Annotated in this window: 16 protein-coding genes; 6 read left to right on the forward strand and 10 right to left on the reverse strand. The window is 35.5% G+C overall.

Translation table 11 applies throughout. The features are described from left to right. From spo0J to rpmH, 10 genes are all read right to left on the reverse strand, one after another. Nucleotides 1–852 (reverse strand): stage 0 sporulation protein Spo0J, encoded by an 852-nt coding sequence (gene spo0J / locus ACK1U5_RS22960; protein WP_001051829.1) that lies wholly within the window; start codon nucleotides 850–852, stop codon nucleotides 1–3. Beyond that, a complete protein-coding gene (gene soj / locus ACK1U5_RS22965) occupies nucleotides 845–1,606 on the reverse strand; it encodes a sporulation initiation inhibitor protein Soj (protein ID WP_000516115.1) in 762 nt (253 codons plus the stop codon). Before soj ends, spo0J begins: the two co-directional genes overlap by 8 nt. Nucleotides 1,607–1,796: 190 nt before the next feature. Further along, nucleotides 1,797–2,669: a nucleoid occlusion protein gene (gene noc, locus ACK1U5_RS22970; protein ID WP_000799016.1), complete on the reverse strand. Its 873-nt coding sequence runs from the start codon at nucleotides 2,667–2,669 to the stop codon at nucleotides 1,797–1,799. 105 nt (nucleotides 2,670–2,774) lie between these two features. Further along, nucleotides 2,775–3,494 (reverse strand): 16S rRNA (guanine(527)-N(7))-methyltransferase RsmG, encoded by a 720-nt coding sequence (rsmG, locus tag ACK1U5_RS22975; RefSeq protein WP_001019628.1) that lies wholly within the window; start codon nucleotides 3,492–3,494, stop codon nucleotides 2,775–2,777. 21 nt (nucleotides 3,495–3,515) lie between these two features. Next, entirely contained in the window at nucleotides 3,516–5,405 is a 1,890-nt protein-coding gene (gene mnmG / locus ACK1U5_RS22980; protein WP_000541055.1) for a tRNA uridine-5-carboxymethylaminomethyl(34) synthesis enzyme MnmG, read from the reverse strand. A 46-nt stretch (nucleotides 5,406–5,451) separates the two neighbouring features. Beyond that, nucleotides 5,452–6,828, reverse strand: a complete 1,377-nt coding sequence (gene mnmE, locus ACK1U5_RS22985) for a tRNA uridine-5-carboxymethylaminomethyl(34) synthesis GTPase MnmE (RefSeq protein WP_000393770.1) — start codon at nucleotides 6,826–6,828, stop codon at nucleotides 5,452–5,454. A 226-nt stretch (nucleotides 6,829–7,054) separates the two neighbouring features. Beyond that, complete coding sequence (jag, locus tag ACK1U5_RS22990) at nucleotides 7,055–7,672, reverse strand: RNA-binding cell elongation regulator Jag/EloR (protein WP_098583653.1); 618 nt, start codon at nucleotides 7,670–7,672, stop codon at nucleotides 7,055–7,057. Then, the gene (gene spoIIIJ / locus ACK1U5_RS22995; protein ID WP_000727737.1) at nucleotides 7,669–8,436 is read right to left on the reverse strand and encodes a YidC family membrane integrase SpoIIIJ; all 768 of its coding nucleotides are present in this window, start codon (nucleotides 8,434–8,436) and stop codon (nucleotides 7,669–7,671) included. Before spoIIIJ ends, jag begins: the two co-directional genes overlap by 4 nt. Nucleotides 8,437–8,488: 52 nt before the next feature. Beyond that, a complete protein-coding gene (rnpA, locus tag ACK1U5_RS23000; protein WP_000726622.1) occupies nucleotides 8,489–8,836 on the reverse strand; it encodes a ribonuclease P protein component in 348 nt (115 codons plus the stop codon). 76 nt (nucleotides 8,837–8,912) lie between these two features. Then, nucleotides 8,913–9,047 (reverse strand): 50S ribosomal protein L34, encoded by a 135-nt coding sequence (gene rpmH, locus ACK1U5_RS23005; RefSeq protein WP_000831901.1) that lies wholly within the window; start codon nucleotides 9,045–9,047, stop codon nucleotides 8,913–8,915. Between the two features lie 564 nt (nucleotides 9,048–9,611). Between rpmH and dnaA the strand changes: the two genes are divergently transcribed. From dnaA to gyrA, 6 genes are all read left to right on the forward strand, one after another. After that, nucleotides 9,612–10,952, forward strand: coding sequence for a chromosomal replication initiator protein DnaA (gene dnaA, locus ACK1U5_RS23010; RefSeq protein ID WP_000428017.1), 1,341 nt, complete (start codon nucleotides 9,612–9,614; stop codon nucleotides 10,950–10,952). A 179-nt stretch (nucleotides 10,953–11,131) separates the two neighbouring features. Then, nucleotides 11,132–12,277 (forward strand): DNA polymerase III subunit beta, encoded by a 1,146-nt coding sequence (gene dnaN / locus ACK1U5_RS23015; protein WP_448814840.1) that lies wholly within the window; start codon nucleotides 11,132–11,134, stop codon nucleotides 12,275–12,277. Between the two features lie 127 nt (nucleotides 12,278–12,404). After that, complete coding sequence (yaaA, locus tag ACK1U5_RS23020) at nucleotides 12,405–12,617, forward strand: S4 domain-containing protein YaaA (RefSeq protein ID WP_000821364.1); 213 nt, start codon at nucleotides 12,405–12,407, stop codon at nucleotides 12,615–12,617. 12 nt (nucleotides 12,618–12,629) lie between these two features. Continuing rightward, the gene (recF, locus tag ACK1U5_RS23025) at nucleotides 12,630–13,757 is read left to right on the forward strand and encodes a DNA replication/repair protein RecF (protein ID WP_000470745.1); all 1,128 of its coding nucleotides are present in this window, start codon (nucleotides 12,630–12,632) and stop codon (nucleotides 13,755–13,757) included. Between the two features lie 38 nt (nucleotides 13,758–13,795). After that, a complete protein-coding gene (gene gyrB, locus ACK1U5_RS23030; protein WP_000435982.1) occupies nucleotides 13,796–15,718 on the forward strand; it encodes a DNA topoisomerase (ATP-hydrolyzing) subunit B in 1,923 nt (640 codons plus the stop codon). 88 nt (nucleotides 15,719–15,806) lie between these two features. Beyond that, entirely contained in the window at nucleotides 15,807–18,278 is a 2,472-nt protein-coding gene (gyrA, locus tag ACK1U5_RS23035) for a DNA gyrase subunit A (protein ID WP_001282864.1), read from the forward strand. The last annotated feature ends 263 nt before the right edge of the window (nucleotides 18,279–18,541 follow it).

Here is an 18,541-nt window from a genome sequence, read left to right on the forward strand (position 1 = left end):
TTAATTTTTCTGTGCTAATAGTTCTAAAATACGATTTAAATCTTCTTTATTAAAAAATTCAATTTCGATTTTACCTTTTTCTTTTTTCGTCTCTTTAATTTTCACATCTGTGCCAAACTTTTCTCTTAAGAACGTTTCACGTTCTACGAAAAATATATTTCGCTCTTTTTTCACTTTTTTTGTTTCACGTGAAACGTGTTGATTAATCTCTTGGACGATTTTCTCTAATTGACGAACATTTAATCCTTCTTTTTCAATGCGTTTCAATAAGGACTTCAATTGTTCTTCATCTTTTATCGTAAGTAAAGTTCTCCCATGAGCCATTGAAAGTTGACCATTTGCAATCATATCTTGTACGAAAGAAGGTAGGCTTAATAACCTAGTATAATTTGCAATGTAAGGTCTGCTTTTACCAAGACGTTTCGCTAATTGTTCTTGCGTTACATTTAGCTCATTCATTAACATCTGGTATGCCATTGCCTCTTCCATAGGATTTAAATCTTCTCGTTGTAAGTTTTCTAACAAAGCAAATTCCATCATTTGCTGTTCATTTAATTGTCTTACAACCGCAGGTACTTTTTCTAAACCAGCCTCTTTCGCAGCACGAAATCGTCTTTCACCTGCAACAATTTCATATCCTTTAATGCTCTTCCTAGCAATTAATGGTTGTAGAATACCGTGTTCCTTAATCGAAATTGCTAATTCCTGAATCGCCTCTTTATTAAAGTGTTTACGCGGTTGATATGGATTCGGCCTTAATTCAGTTACAAGAATCTCCTGAATTGTTTCCTCTTCTTTCACATCTAAATCAGGAAAAAACACATTAATTCCTCTTCCTAATCCTTTAGCCACCTGCAATCACTTCCTCTGCTAAATCTATATATACTTCTGCTCCTCTTGATTTAGCGTCATACTGCATAATAGGTTTCCCATGACTTGGAGCCTCGCTCAAGCGTACATTACGCGGAATAATCGAGCGATATACTTTATCCCTAAAATACTTTTTCACTTCATCTATAACTTGGATTCCTAAATTTGTACGGGCATCCAACATTGTTAACAATACACCTTGAATTGCTAAATTTTTATTTAAATGTTTTTGTACAAGTCGAACTGTATTTAATAGCTGACTTAACCCTTCTAGTGCGTAATATTCACACTGTACAGGAATAATAACAGAATCCGCTGCTGTTAATGCATTAATCGTTAATAACCCTAAAGATGGGGGACAGTCGATAATAATATAGTCATATTTATCACGAACTGGCTGTAATGCTCTTTGCAAACGTACTTCCCGGGAAATAGTCGGTACCAATTCAATTTCAGCACCAGCTAATTGAATTGTAGCGGGTAGAACATCTAAGTTTTCAGTTGCGGTTTTCTGTATAACCCCTTGAACATCTGCATCTTCCACAAGAACGTTGTAAATACATTGATCTAATTCAGATTTTTCAATTCCCACACCAGTCGTTGCATTTCCTTGAGCATCAATATCTACAAGAAGGACTTTTTTACCTACTTGCGCCAATCCAGCCCCTAAATTAACAGATGTTGTTGTTTTTCCAACACCGCCTTTTTGATTAGCAATAGCAATGATTTTTCCCATGATGTCACCTACTTTCAACCTTTCTATCTTATTCTAGTAACAATTACGTTTATTGTAACATGAAATAAAACTTTTTCTTTTACGTCCTTTATTAAACTTCAAAATTTATTTCTAAACTCCTTCTTCATTTAACAAGAAAATATAGTAAAAGAGACCTCTCCAATAGGATAAGGTCTCTAGCACGTCATTATTATTTTTTCTTTGGAATTTTAATTGTAATTTGATAGTACTCATCAAATTCTTCTTCCTCAGAATTAACATTCAAACCACTTTCAGTAACCATTTGTAAAGATTGTCTAATTGTATTCATAGCAATCCTCGTATCTCGACTTACTGCTTTTTGCTTTGCCTTACGCTTCGGTTTCGCTTCCTCTAGTAACTTCGCAATTCGTTCTTCTGTTTGCTTTACATTTAGTTGTTTCTCCACAATTTCCTGTAAAACTTTCAGTTGTAATTCCTCATTTTTTAAAGGAATGAGAGCGCGGGCATGACGTTCTGTAATGCTTTTTTCTAATAATGCACTTTTTATTTCTTCAGGCAACTTTAACAATCGCAACTTATTTGCGATTGTAGATTGTCCTTTTCCAAGTCGTTGTGCCAATGCTTCTTGTGTTAAATTATGTAACTCAATCAGCTTTTGATATGCCACAGCTTCCTCGATTGCCGTTAGTTCCTCACGTTGCAAGTTTTCAATTAAAGCTACAGAAGCTGTCTCTGTATCATTTAAGTTCTTTATAATTGCAGGAACCTTTTCCCAACCTAACTTTGTTGCCGCGCGAAAACGTCTTTCTCCAGCAATAATCTCGTACTTATCATCCTCATATTGCCTTACAACAATCGGCTGAATAAGTCCATGTGTACGAATTGTTAATGCTAGCTCATCAATACGCGCATCATCAAAAACTGTTCTTGGTTGATAACGGTTAGGGGTAATATTTACTATCGGAATTTCTTGTATTTCTTCATATACCTTTTTATCTATCTCTTCATGGCTTTCGTCTTGTAATTCGAATTCGCTCTCTTTATCTCCAAAGCCAAATAAACGAGAAAACGTATTTTTCATACATATTCCACCACCTTTTAGGCCTATTGACTATTCTCCATAAAATGTTTCCTATGAAACATTTACGTTTTCATTTATATAATTTAATCTTACGTCTAATAAGATTTATTTTTCAATAGGTAATTTATTGGGTGTTCCCGGTTTGCGTGGATATTTCTTTGGTGTCTTGCGCTTTTTCTCGATTAATAAAATATTACGTTCACTCTCTTCAAACGGTAATTGGAACGTAGACATCTCTTTTAACTCTCCGCCTAGCACCTCTAAAGCATACTTGCCATTTTCAATTTCTTCGTTTGCTGCTGCACCTTTCATTGCAATGAATGTTCCTCCAACTTTTACAAGCGGTAAACATAGCTCACTTAATACAGAAAGACGCGCAACTGCACGTGCCATTACAATATCGTATGATTCACGTACACCTTCTTTTTTCCCAAACGTTTCAGCACGATCGTGACAAAATGCAACATCACTTAATTCTAACTTTTGTGCTAAGTGATTTAAGAAATTAATACGTTTTTGCAACGAATCTACAATTGTTACTTTTAAATGCGGGAAACAAATTTTTAAAGGAATACTTGGGAATCCAGCCCCTGCACCAACATCGCAAATTGAGAATGGTTTTGAAAAATCATAATAAAAAGCAGCTGTAATGGAATCAAAAAAGTGTTTTAAATATACTTCTTCTTTTTCTGTAATAGCCGTTAAGTTCATTTTTTCATTCCACTCTACTAATGTTTCAAAGTAGATTTTGAACTGCTCTAACTGTCTAGAAGAGAGGGTGATTCCCTTCTCTTCTAGCATAGATTGAAATTGTTCTATGTTCATCTAGCAATATCTCCTTACTATTTATTGGTTCGATACGCGTGCAATTTTTCCTTGTTCTATATACACAAGTAAAATGGAAATATCCGCTGGATTTACGCCAGAAATACGTGAAGCCTGCCCCATTGAAAGTGGACGAACATCTTTCAATTTCTGTCTAGCTTCTGAAGCAATGCTAGAAATCGCATCATAATCAATATCTACAGGGATTTTTTTATTCTCCATTTTCTTCATACGCTCTACTTGCTGTAAAGATTTTTCAATATATCCTTCATACTTAATCTGAATTTCAACTTGTTCTTTAACTTCATCACTTAATTCTACTTCACTTGGTACTAAAAGATGAATATGCTCATATGTCATCTCTGGACGACGTAATAAGTCACTTGCACGTATTCCATCTTTCAATTCACTTCCGCCAATATTGCGAATTAATTCTTGAACTTCAGGGCGTGGTTTAATAATAATGCTGCTTAAACGTTCCTTTTCCTGTTCAATTTGTAATTTTTTATTTGTAAATCGCTCATAGCGCTCTTCTTTAATTAATCCAATTTTACGACCAACTTCAGTTAAACGAAGATCAGCATTATCGTGGCGTAATAATAGACGGTATTCTGCACGAGACGTTAATAAACGATATGGTTCATTTGTACCTTTCGTTACAAGATCATCAATTAAGACGCCAATATAAGCATCCTCGCGACCTAAAACAACTTCTTCTTTACCTAAAGAACGGCATGCTGCATTAATTCCAGCCATAAGCCCTTGTCCGGCCGCCTCTTCGTAACCAGAAGTTCCATTAATTTGTCCTGCTGTATATAAATTTTTAATCTTTTTCGTTTCAAGTGTTGGCCATAGTTGTGTTGGCACAATTGCATCATATTCAATTGCATAACCTGTACGCATCATTTCAACATTTTCTAGGCCTGGAATTGTTCTAAGCATGTCACGTTGTACATCTTCTGGCAAGCTTGTGGATAAACCTTGTACATATACTTCTTGTGTATTACGCCCTTCTGGCTCTAAGAAAATTTGATGACGTGGTTTATCATTAAATCTTACTACTTTGTCTTCAATAGAAGGACAGTATCTAGGACCTGTTCCTTTAATCATACCAGAATACATAGCTGAACGATGTAAATTTTCATCTATTAAACGGTGTGTTTCTGTACTTGTATATGTCAACCAACATGGAATTTGATCCATAATAAATTTCGTTGTTTCAAAAGAGAATGCACGTGGCTTATCATCACCTGGTTGAATTTCTGTTTTACTGTAGTCAATTGTATTACTGTTTACACGAGGAGGTGTCCCTGTTTTAAATCTCACAAGATCAAATCCAAGCTCCTCTAAATGCTCAGATAATGTAATAGACGGTTGCTGATTATTTGGACCACTTGAATATTTTAAGTCGCCCATGATAATCTCGCCGCGTAAAAATGTTCCAGTTGTAATTACAACTGTCTTTGCTGTATATTCTGCACCAGCTTGTGTAACTACCCCTTTACATACACCTTCTTCAACGATTAAACGCTCTACCATTCCTTGGAACAACGTTAAGTTTGGTGTTTCTTCAATTGTTTTCTTTAATTCATGTTGGTAAGAGAATTTATCAGCTTGCGCTCGAAGTGCACGTACGGCTGGTCCCTTACCTGTATTTAGCATACGCATTTGAATATGAGTTTTATCAATATTACGTCCCATTTCTCCGCCTAATGCATCAATTTCACGAACAACAATCCCTTTTGCTGGTCCACCAACAGAAGGGTTACATGGCATGAATGCTACCATATCCAAGTTAATTGTTAACATTAATGTTTTTGAGCCCATTCGTGCTGCCGCAAGACCAGCTTCACATCCTGCATGACCTGCACCGATTACTATGACATCGTATGAACCGGCATTGTATCCCATTGTTTATTCCTCCTAATAATCTCTATCTTTCTACAACTTCACTATATTATTTTCCTAAACAAAATTGAGAGAACAACTGGTCAATTAAGCTTTCATGCACTGTGTCCCCAGTAATTTCACCAAGTATTTCCCACGTTCTTGTTAAATCAATTTGTACCATATCAATTGGTACACCATTTTCAATCGCCTCAACTGCATCACCGATTGTTTTTCCTGCTTGTGTTAATAATCCAATATGTCTCGCATTAGAAACATATGTCATATCTGCAGAATCGATTGTTCCTTCAAAGAATAAATCAGCTATTGCCTTTTCGAGTTCATCTATTCCTTGTTCTTCAATTAAGGATGTTGTAATAACACGATTTCCCGCGGCTAACTCTGTAACACGTTCCATATCAATCGCTTGCGGTAAATCAGTCTTATTCACAATAACAATAAATTCTTTTCCTTGTACCGCACGGAATAGATCTTCATCCTCATTTGTTAAAGCCTCGCTATAGTTTACAACAACTAATACTAAATCCGCTTGGCTCATCATTTCTTTTGAACGTTCCACACCAATTCGTTCAACAACATCTTCTGTCTCCCGAATACCGGCTGTATCTATAAGTTTAAGAGGTACACCACGCACGTTAACGTACTCTTCAATAACATCACGAGTTGTTCCTGCAATATCAGTTACAATTGCCTTTTTCTCCTGAACAAGACTATTTAATAACGATGATTTCCCAACGTTAGGTCTACCGATAATTGCCGTAGCAATACCTTCACGTAAAATTTTCCCTTGTTTTGATGTTTCTAATATTTTTTCGATTTCCGAACGAACATGCGTCGCTTTCTCAATTAAAATATTATGTGTCATCTCTTCTACATCATCGTATTCTGGATAATCTATATTTACCTCAACATGAGCTAATGTTTCTAATATTTCTTGACGCAAAAGACCAATTAATTTAGATAATCGCCCTTCCATTTGATTAATTGCTACATTCATCGCACGATCTGTTTTTGCTCGAATCAAATCCATAACAGCTTCTGCTTGTGATAAATCGATACGTCCATTTAAAAAAGCACGTTTTGTAAATTCGCCCGGTTCTGCCAATCGTACTCCTTGTGCTAGAATAAGTTGCAATACTTTATTTACTGAAACAAGTCCACCGTGACAGTTAATTTCCACTATATTTTCACGTGTAAAAGTCCTTGGTGCGCGCATAATAGACACCATAACTTCTTCAATAACTTGATTTGTATCTAAATCAACAATATGACCATAATGAATAGTGTGAGAAGGAACCTCTGTTAAATCCTTCCCCTTAAAAATACGATTAACTTTCTCAACCGCATCATCCCCACTTACTCGAACAATGGCAATTGCACCCTCTCCAAGCGCTGTGGAAATCGCAGCAATTGTATCAAATTCCATGTCCTTTCACCTCACTTGCTTATTTATCTCTATTTCAACATGATTATTTCTTTCACTAAATTATTAGGATACCATAACGAACCTATCTACAAAAGAAGAATAACTCATTTTATTATATCCCCATGTAAAAAACACTAAACTTATTCACAGTGGATAAGTTTAGTGTTTTTTAGTTATCCACATCTATTTTCCGCTCAAAAAAACCGGCACTCATTTGAGCAACCGGTCATTTAGGAGATATTACAACATGCCGATGTGGTTCATTTCCTTCAGAAGTTGTATTGATACCTTGATGATTTGATAATGCCTGATGAATAATCTTTCGTTCAAAAGATGGCATCGGTTCTAAAATAACTCTTTTTTTCGTATTAAATACTTGTTTCGCTAATCGATAAGAAAGTGATTCTAACGTACTTTTTCTTTTACTACGATAATTTTCAGCATCTAGTGTAATACCGATATACTGCTTCGTGTTACGATTCGCGACAAGTTTTGTTAAATACTGTAAATAGTTCAATGTATTACCTCTTTTTCCAATTAAAACACCTACATTATCACCAGAAATTGTAAATTCAATTTCGCGTCCTTTTACAATTTTACTAATCTCAACTTCCACACCCATATCGTGAATAACATTTCTTAAATATTCTTCACATTCTTGAATTGGATCTTTCTTCAATACAACTTCTACTACTGCAGGACGATTCCCAAATAAACCTAAGAATCCTCTTTTACCCTCATCGACAATATTTATATCTACTCGATCTTTTGATGTATTTAATTGCCTTAAAGCATCCTCTACTGCCAGCTCGACTGTTTGTCCTTTAGCAGTAATTACACTCACTTGCTTGAGCCTCCAGCTTTGCTAGCCTTAATTTCTGGCCCTTTGATAAAGTACATTTGAGCAATACCAAAGATATTACCAACAACCCAGTAAAGTGATAATGCGGCTGGGAAGTTAATTGCAAAGATTAAAATCATAATCGGCATAAGCCAAAGCATCATTGCCATTTGCGGATTTTGACCAGCTGTTCCTGCCATTGCAAGCTTTTGCTGAATAAATGTCGTAATTGCTGCAACGACCGGTAAGATATAGAACGGGTCTGCATGTCCTAAATCGAACCATAAGAAACTATGTTGTTTAATTTCAGCTGTTCTCATAATTGCATGATAAAAAGCGAACAGAATTGGCATTTGAATAAAGATTGGTAAACAACCAGCTAATGGATTTACACCATTTTTTTGATATAACTGCATCATTTCTTGCTGCAGTTTTTGCTGTGTCGCTTGATCTTTAGAGCTATATTTCTCTTTTAACTTCACCATTTCCGGTTGTAACGCTTGCATCGCTTTCGTACTCTTCGTTTGTTTAATCATTAGTGGTAATAATGCAAAACGAATGATAAGAGTTGTAATAACAATTGCTAAACCGTAATTACTGTTAAATAAGTCGGCAAAATACGTGATTAACTGAGAAAGCGGATATACGAAATATTCATTCCAAATCCCAGTACTTTTCGATGTAATCGGCTGACCCGTTTCACTACAACCGGTGGCAATCGCCATTAATGCAACGACCATGGCTAGTAAACCTAATTTCTTTTTCAAAGCCTACTCCTCCTTGTATCGGTATGTATATAGTGTAATTCATTTCCTTACGCTACCTTTTTATTCTTTTCATACCAGAGCGTTTAAAGACATGAATTAAGCTTTTCTTTACTTCTTCATATGTCATCTCTGCACAAGGCTTCCTTGCTATTATAACAAAATCCTTCCCAGAATCTATCTCATCTTTTAACTCTGTAATAGCCTGACGGACCATGCGCTTAATTCGATTACGAACTACTGCATTTCCAATTTTCTTGCTAACAGAAAGGCCGATGCGAAAGTTTGGCTGTTCTTCTTTATCTAATTGGTATACAACAAACTGACGATTCGCATTTGATTTTCCTTTTTGAAAAACCGCCTGGAATTCATCATTCTTCTTTATACGATGTTTTTTCTTCATATCAATTGACACTCCTGTATTTCATCAGCGGAAATTCACTATTATTAGAAAAAAAGACCACTGAACGATCAGTGGTCTACGCAGATAATACTTTTCTTCCTTTACGACGACGAGCTGCTAGCACTTTACGTCCGTTCGCTGTGCTCATACGGCTGCGGAAACCATGTACTTTGCTGCGCTTACGTTTATTTGGTTGGTAAGTTCTTTTCATTATATGACACCTCCCTGAGGAATATCTGTTAAAGACAGTCCTATAAATTATAGTTAATCAACTAGGAAAATGTCAATGGTTCTAGAAATTTTCATCAAATATTCATTTTGAACCTATTCACATACTTTTACACAGCACCTATATTTCCTTGTGGATAAATGTTTTTTCACGTTTTTTATATCCACAAACTTTTTTCGCACTTTTACACAGTATATCGTGTTGTGGACAAGTTTATTCCACAAGGTATTGATTTTGTGGATAACTTTCTTAAATTCATTGCTATAGCCACTTTTTTTTGATATTATAGTTGTGTTTTCACTTTGAATAAGTTTTCCACACCTTTATTTTATCCACAGTTTGTGTATAACATGTGGACAGTTTTAATCACATGTGGGTAAATAGTTGTCCACATTTGCTTTTTTTGTCGAAAACCCTATCTCATATACAAACGACGTTTTTAGGTTTTAAAATACGTTTCGTATAAATATACATTTTATATTTATTGGGTTGTACATTTGTTGCGCAACCTTATTCTTTTACCATCTTAGTAAAGGAGGGACACCTTTGGAAAATATCTCTGATTTATGGAATAGTGCCTTAAAAGAATTAGAAAAAAAGGTAAGCAAGCCTAGTTATGAGACATGGTTAAAATCAACAACGGCTCATAACTTGAAGAAAGACGTATTAACGATTACAGCTCCAAATGAATTTGCTCGTGACTGGCTAGAATCTCATTACTCCGAACTAATTTCAGAAACACTATACGATTTAACAGGGGCAAAATTAGCAATTCGCTTTATTATTCCCCAAAGTCAAGCTGAAGAGGATATTGATCTGCCTCCAGTTAAGCCGAATCCAGCACAAGATGATTCAGCTCATTTACCACAGAGCATGTTAAATCCAAAATATACATTTGATACATTTGTTATCGGCTCTGGTAACCGTTTTGCCCATGCAGCTTCATTAGCTGTAGCCGAGGCGCCAGCTAAAGCGTATAACCCACTCTTTATTTACGGGGGAGTTGGGCTTGGAAAGACGCATTTAATGCACGCAATTGGTCATTATGTAATTGAACATAATCCAAATGCAAAAGTTGTATATTTATCATCAGAAAAATTTACAAATGAATTTATTAACTCTATTCGTGATAATAAGGCTGTTGATTTTCGTAATAAATATCGCAACGTAGATGTTTTATTGATAGATGATATTCAATTTCTTGCTGGAAAAGAACAAACTCAAGAAGAGTTTTTCCATACATTTAATGCATTACACGAAGAAAGTAAACAAATTGTAATTTCTAGTGATCGACCACCAAAAGAAATTCCGACTTTAGAAGATCGTCTTCGTTCCCGCTTTGAATGGGGGCTTATTACAGATATTACGCCGCCAGATTTAGAGACACGAATTGCGATTTTACGCAAAAAAGCAAAAGCTGAAGGGCTTGATATACCAAATGAAGTTATGCTTTATATCGCAAATCAAATTGATTCAAATATTCGTGAATTAGAAGGTGCACTTATCCGAGTTGTAGCTTATTCATCTTTAATTAATAAAGATATTAATGCTGATTTAGCAGCTGAAGCACTTAAAGATATTATTCCAAATTCTAAGCCAAAAATTATCTCTATTTATGATATTCAAAAAGCTGTCGGGGATGTTTATCAAGTGAAATTAGAAGATTTTAAAGCGAAAAAACGTACCAAATCAGTTGCGTTTCCTCGCCAAATTGCAATGTATTTATCGCGCGAGCTTACAGATTCCTCTTTACCAAAAATAGGTGAAGAATTTGGTGGACGTGATCATACAACAGTTATCCATGCCCATGAAAAAATCTCTAAACTACTAAAAACCGATACGCAATTACAAAAGCAAGTTGAAGAAATTAATGGTATTTTAAAGTAGTAGCTGAATAGTGTGAATAACTTACCTTGTTTTACGCACAGTCTATCCACATGTAGATAGACTGTTTTTACATCCTTTATAGGGGTTATCCACATATCCACAAGCCCTATTACTATTACTACTATTTTTTTATCTTTATTAATTAAATAAAATCTTATACTTACCGGAGGTTTTTCTTTATGCGTTTTACAATACAAAAAGACTATCTTGTAAGAGGTGTACAAGATGTAATGAAGGCAGTTTCTTCTCGTACAACAATCCCCATCCTTACGGGAATTAAAGTTGTAGCTACTGAAGAAGGGGTTACATTAACAGGAAGCGATGCTGATATTTCTATTGAATCGTTTATTCCAGTCGAAGAAGATGGAAAAGAAATCGTAAAAATTGTTCAATCAGGAAGCATTGTTTTACAGGCAAAATATTTTAGTGAGATTGTAAAAAAACTACCTAAAGACACTGTCGAAATTTCTGTAGAAAATCATTTTATGACAAAAATAAAATCTGGAAAATCAGAGTTTAACTTAAATGGTTTAGATTCTGCAGAATATCCGTTATTGCCACAGATTGAAGAACATCATGTATTTAAGATACCAACAGATTTACTTAAGCATATGATCAGACAAACTGTATTTGCAGTTTCTACTTCTGAAACAAGACCGATCTTGACAGGTGTAAACTGGAAGGTATATAACAGCGAGTTAACTTGTATTGCAACAGATAGTCATAGACTGGCACTTCGAAAAGCAAAAATTGAAGGACATAACATTGCAGATGAATTCCAAGCTAATGTTGTTATTCCAGGTAAGAGCTTAAATGAATTAAGTAAAATTTTAGATGAGTCTGAAGAAATGGTAGATATCGTTATTACGGAGTATCAAGTATTATTCCGTACAAAACATTTATTATTCTTCTCAAGATTGTTAGAAGGAAATTATCCTGATACGACACGTTTAATTCCAGCAGAGAGTAAAACGGATATTTTTGTAAATACAAAAGAATTCCTACAAGCAATTGATCGTGCTTCACTATTAGCAAGAGATGGCCGCAATAACGTTGTTAAATTATCAACTTTAGAGCAAGAAATGCTAGAGATTTCTTCGAATTCACCAGAAATCGGAAAAGTTGTCGAAGAAGTACAATGCGAAAAAGTAGATGGAGAAGAGTTAAAAATATCTTTTAGTGCAAAATATATGATGGATGCATTAAAAGCTTTGGATAGTACAGAGATTAAAGTTAGCTTTACTGGGGCAATGAGACCGTTCTTAATTCGTACAGTAAATGATGATTCAATTATTCAATTAATTTTACCGGTTCGTACTTACTAGGTAAGGAATAAGGGTTGCTAGTTTAAAGATGCTAGTGGCCCTTATTTGATTTTTGGGTATTACTTTCCTAATGCTAGTTTATTTAGTACAATGAAAGAATGAACACTTTCAGAAAGTGAGCGATTTTATGAAACGTATTAAAATTTCAACAGAGTATATTACACTAGGACAATTTTTAAAGTTAGCTGATGTAATTGATACAGGTGGCGCTGTAAAATGGTTTTTACAAGAATATGAAGTGTACGTGAACAACGAACTTGAAAATAGAAGAGGTCGCAAACTATATGCGAATGATGTTATTGAAATTCCAGGAAGCGGAACTTTCCAAGTTCAGGCATAAAGGGGGAGCCCTTTGTTTATTTCAGAAATACAATTAAAAAACTATCGCAATTATGAAAAATTAGAGCTTTCCTTTGAAGATAAGGTAAATGTAATTATCGGCGAAAATGCACAAGGGAAAACAAATTTGATGGAAGCTATTTATGTTTTAGCGATGGCGAAATCTCATAGAACCTCTAATGATCGCGAACTTATCCGCTGGGATGAAGATTTTGGTCAAATAAAGGGGAAATTACAAAAAAGAAACAGTTCTTTGTCTTTGGAATTAAATATTTCGAAAAAAGGTAAAAAGGCAAAATTAAATCAACTTGAACAACAAAAGTTAAGTCAATATATTGGCGTGATGAACGTTGTCATGTTTGCCCCAGAAGATTTAAATCTTGTAAAAGGAAGCCCTCAAGTAAGAAGACGCTTTTTAGATATGGAATTAGGACAAATAGCTCCTGTATATTTGTATGAATTAAGTCAATATCAAAAGGTGCTCACGCAACGAAATCACTTGTTGAAAAAAATGCAAGGGAATAGTAAGAATGAGGAAACGATGTTGGATGTATTTACACTTCAACTAATTGAGCATGGTGCGAAAATACTGCAAAAACGTTTTGAATTTTTGCATTTGCTACAGGAATGGGCAGCTCCAATTCATCGAGGTATAAGCCGTGGATTAGAAGAGTTAGAAATTGTCTATAAACCAAGTGTAGATGTATCAGAATCAATGGATTTGTCGAAAATAAAAGAAGTATACTATGAAAGTTTTCAATCTGTGAAACAACGTGAAATTTTCCGTGGTACGACTTTAATTGGTCCTCATCGTGACGATTTACAATTCTTCGTTAATAGTAAAAATGTTCAAGTCTTTGGTTCGCAAGGACAACAACGAACGACCGCACTATCCCTAAAATTAGCTGAAATTGAATTGATTTATTCAGAGGTTAAAGAATATCCAATCCTTTTGTTGGATGATGTTTTATCAGAATTAGATGATTATCGTCAATCACATCTTTTAAATACAATTCAAGGAAAAGTGCAAACATTTGTTACAACGACGAGTGTCGACGGAATTGAACACGAAACATTAAAAGAAGCGAAAACAATTCATGTAACGAACGGCACTGTAGATTGTGAAATAGATAGGGAATAACCCCTGTTTAAATGGAAAAGTAGGTGATCTTTGTGTCAATGGAACAAAAGCAAATGCAAGAAAATGCATATGATGAAAGTCAGATACAGGTGCTTGAAGGACTAGAGGCAGTTCGGAAACGCCCTGGTATGTATATTGGATCTACAAGTGGAAAAGGGCTTCACCATCTTGTGTGGGAAATCGTAGATAATAGTATTGATGAAGCACTTGCAGGTTATTGTGATGAAATTAATGTTAGTATCGAAGAAGATAATAGTATTCGTGTAACGGATAATGGGCGTGGTATTCCGGTTGGTATACAAGAAAAAATGGGACGTCCAGCTGTAGAAGTTATTATGACTGTTCTCCACGCCGGTGGTAAATTTGGCGGTGGCGGTTATAAAGTTTCTGGTGGTTTACATGGTGTTGGGGCATCGGTTGTAAATGCTCTATCAACAGAATTAGAAGTATTTGTACATCGTGAAGGTAAAATCCATTACCAAAAATACGAAAGAGGTATTCCGGTTGCGGATTTAAAAGTCATTGGTGACACAGATCAAACAGGAACAATAACTCGATTTAAACCAGATCCAGAAATTTTCCAAGAAACAACAGTATACGATTTTGATACGCTAGCAACTCGTATGCGTGAATTAGCGTTTTTAAATCGTAATATTAAATTAACAATTGAAGATAAACGTGAACATAAGCAAAAGAAAGAATTCCATTACGAAGGTGGAATTAAATCATACGTTGAGCATTTAAATCGCTCAAAACAACCGATTCATGAAGAGCCTGTGTACGTAGAAGGTTCAAAAGATGGTATTCAGGTTGAGGTTTCTCTTCAATATAACGAGGGATACACAAATAATATTTACTCATTTACGAATAACATCCATACGTATGAAGGTGGTACACATGAGGTAGGTTTTAAAACAGCTTTAACTCGTGTAATCAACGACTATGGTCGTAAAAATAGCATTTTAAAAGATGCGGACAGTAATTTAACTGGTGAGGATGTTCGTGAAGGTTTAACAGCAATTGTATCAATCAAGCATCCAAATCCACAATTTGAAGGACAAACGAAGACAAAACTTGGGAATAGTGAAGCGAGAACAATTACAGAGTCTGTATTCTCAGAGGCGTTTGAAAAGTTCTTACTAGAAAATCCTAATGTAGCGCGAAAAATTGTAGAAAAAGGTACGATGGCTGCACGTGCACGTGTAGCTGCGAAAAAAGCGCGTGAATTGACACGTCGAAAGAGTGCGTTAGAAGTTTCAAGTTTACCTGGTAAATTAGCTGATTGCTCTTCGAAAGATCCAGCAATTAGTGAAATTTACATCGTAGAGGGTGACTCTGCGGGTGGATCTGCAAAACAAGGACGCGATCGTCATTTCCAAGCAATTTTACCGCTGAAGGGTAAAATTATTAATGTGGAAAAGGCACGCTTAGATAAGATTTTATCAAATGATGAAGTTCGTACAATTATTACGGCGATTGGTACAAATATTGGTGGAGACTTCGATATTGAAAAAGCACGCTATCATAAGGTTATTATTATGACCGATGCCGATGTTGATGGTGCACATATTCGTACCCTATTATTAACGTTCTTCTATCGTTATATGCGTCAAATAATTGAGTGTGGTTATATCTATATTGCACAGCCGCCGTTGTTTAAAATACAACAAGGTAAAAAAATTCAATATGCTTACAACGATAAGGAACTTGAAAAAATCTTAGCAGAATTACCGGCCCAACCTAAGCCAGGGATTCAGCGTTATAAAGGTCTAGGGGAAATGAATCCAACTCAGCTATGGGAGACGACAATGGACCCAGAAGTACGTTCATTACTTCAAGTTTCCCTTCAAGATGCAATTGAAGCAGACGAAACATTTGAAATTTTAATGGGAGATAAAGTAGAGCCACGTCGTAACTTTATCCAAGAGAATGCAAAATACGTGAAGAACCTTGATATTTAAATGAGTAATGACAGGAATCTAAGTATTCCTGTCTTCTACATATAAATCAATGTATGTGTAACGGAAATGTAAGAGGAGGTGCTCGTTGATGTCAGACAATCAACAACAAGCACGAATTCGAGAAATTAATATTAGTCATGAAATGCGTACCTCATTTTTAGATTACGCAATGAGTGTTATCGTATCTCGTGCATTACCAGATGTTCGTGATGGATTAAAACCTGTGCATCGTAGGGTTTTATATGCGATGAATGATTTAGGAATTACAGCTGATAAAGCGTATAAGAAATCAGCACGTATTGTCGGTGAAGTAATCGGTAAGTATCACCCTCATGGTGATTCAGCCGTTTATGAAACAATGGTACGTATGGCGCAAGATTTTAGTCAACGTTATATGCTTGTAGATGGGCATGGTAACTTCGGTTCTGTAGATGGAGATTCAGCAGCTGCAATGCGTTATACAGAGGCAAGAATGTCTAAGATTTCTATGGAATTAATACGTGATATTTCAAAAAATACAATTGATTATCAAGATAACTATGATGGTTCCGAAAGAGAACCGATAGTACTACCAGCGCGTTTCCCTAATTTATTAGTAAACGGTACAACAGGTATTGCTGTTGGTATGGCAACAAATATACCGCCGCATCAGCTTGGCGAAGTAATTGATGGTGTGCTGGCATTAAGTCATAATCCTGATATTACTATCGCAGAATTAATGGAATATATTCCCGGTCCAGACTTTCCGACGGCAGGTTTAATTTTAGGAAGAAGTGGAATTCGAAGAGCTTATGAAACAGGTCGCGGTTCCATTATGCTTCGTGCTAAGGTTGAAATTGAAGAGAAGTCAAACGGTAAACAATCTATTATCGTAACTGAACTACCTTATCAAGTTAATAAGGCACGATTAATTGAAAAAATCGCAGAATTAGTTCGCGATAAGAAAATTGAAGGTATTACAGATTTACGTGATGAATCAGATCGTAATGGTATGCGTATTGTCATGGAAGTACGTCGTGATGCTAATGCAAACGTACTATTAAACAATCTATATAAACATACAGCGCTTCAAACAAGTTTCGGTATTAATATGTTGTCTCTTGTAAATGGGGAGCCACAAGTACTAAATTTAAAACAAAATCTATATCATTATTTAGAGCATCAGAAGGTAGTAATTCGTAGACGTACTGCTTATGAATTAGAAAAAGCAGAAGCACGTGCTCATATTTTAGAAGGATTACGAATTGCTTTAGATCATCTTGATGAAGTTATTACGTTAATTCGTAGTTCAAAAACGGCAGATATTGCCAAGCAAGGCTTAATGGAACGTTTTGGTTTAAGTGAGAAACAGGCGCAAGCAATTTTAGATATGCGTCTGCAACGCTTAACTGGATTAGAACGTGAAAAAATTGAGCAAGAATATCAAGACTTAATGAAGTTAATTGCTGAATTAAAAGCGATTTTAGCAGATGAAGAAAAAGTTCTTGAGATTATTCGTGAAGAATTAACAGAAGTAAAAGAGCGTTTCAATGATAAGAGACGAACAGAAATTACAATTGGCGGTATGGAATTTATTGAAGATGAAGATTTAATTCCTGAACAAAACATTGCGATTACGTTAACTCATAACGGTTATATTAAGAGGTTACCAGCTTCTACGTACAAAACACAGAACCGTGGGGGACGTGGTGTGCAAGGAATGGGTACGAATGATGATGACTTTGTTGAACATTTATTAACAACGTCTACTCATGATCATATTTTATTCTTTACAAACAAGGGTAAAGTATACCGTACGAAAGGATATGAAATTCCAGAGTATAGTCGTACTGCAAAAGGACTACCAATTATTAACCTATTAGGGGTAGATAAGGGTGAGTGGATTAACGCTATTATTCCGATTCGCGAATTTGGTGACGATCAGTTCTTATTCTTTACGACAAAACAAGGGGTTTCTAAGAGAACGCCACTTTCATCATTTGCAAATATACGTACAAATGGTTTAATTGCAATTTCTCTTCGTGAAGAGGATGAGGTAATATCTGTACGTTTAACATCGGGTGATAAGGATATTATTGTCGGGACAAGTAACGGTATGCTAATTCGTTTCAATGAACAAGATGTTCGTTCTATGGGACGTAATGCTGCAGGTGTTAAAGCTATTACGTTGGGCGATGAAGACCAAGTTGTAGGTATGGAAATTGTCGAAGAGGATGTAAATGTTCTAATTGTAACGAAAAATGGTTACGGAAAGCGTACACCGATTGATGAATACCGTCTGCAAAGCCGCGGTGGTAAAGGTCTGAAAACTTGTAACATTACAGATAAGAACGGTAAATTAGTAGCTGTTAAATCTGTTACAGGTGAAGAAGATATTATGTTAATTACAGCGGCAGGCGTTATTATTCGTATGCCAGTTGATCAAATCTCTCAAATGGGACGTAATACACAAGGTGTTCGTCTAATTCGATTAGAGGAAGACCAAGAGGTAGCGACGGTAGCAAAAGCACAAAAAGATGAAGAGGAAGAAACGAGTGAAGAGGTTTCTTCAGAAGAATAAGAGAGGGGATTTTCCCTCTCTTTATTTTTTTATAATAATACTTGCATAGGGAAGAGAAAGCCTATATAATAGGCAGAGTCAGCAAATGAGAGATACAATTTATCGAAAAAACTTGTTGACGAAAATAATATACTATGATATATTATAAAAGTCGCTGAAACGCGATATTGAACTTTGAAAACTAAACGAAACAAACAACGTGAAACGTCAATTTTTATTTTAGATGCTAGACAAACTAACTTTATTGGAGAGTTTGATCCTGG

It is taken from the genome of Bacillus sp. XB1 (genome assembly GCF_053557995.1).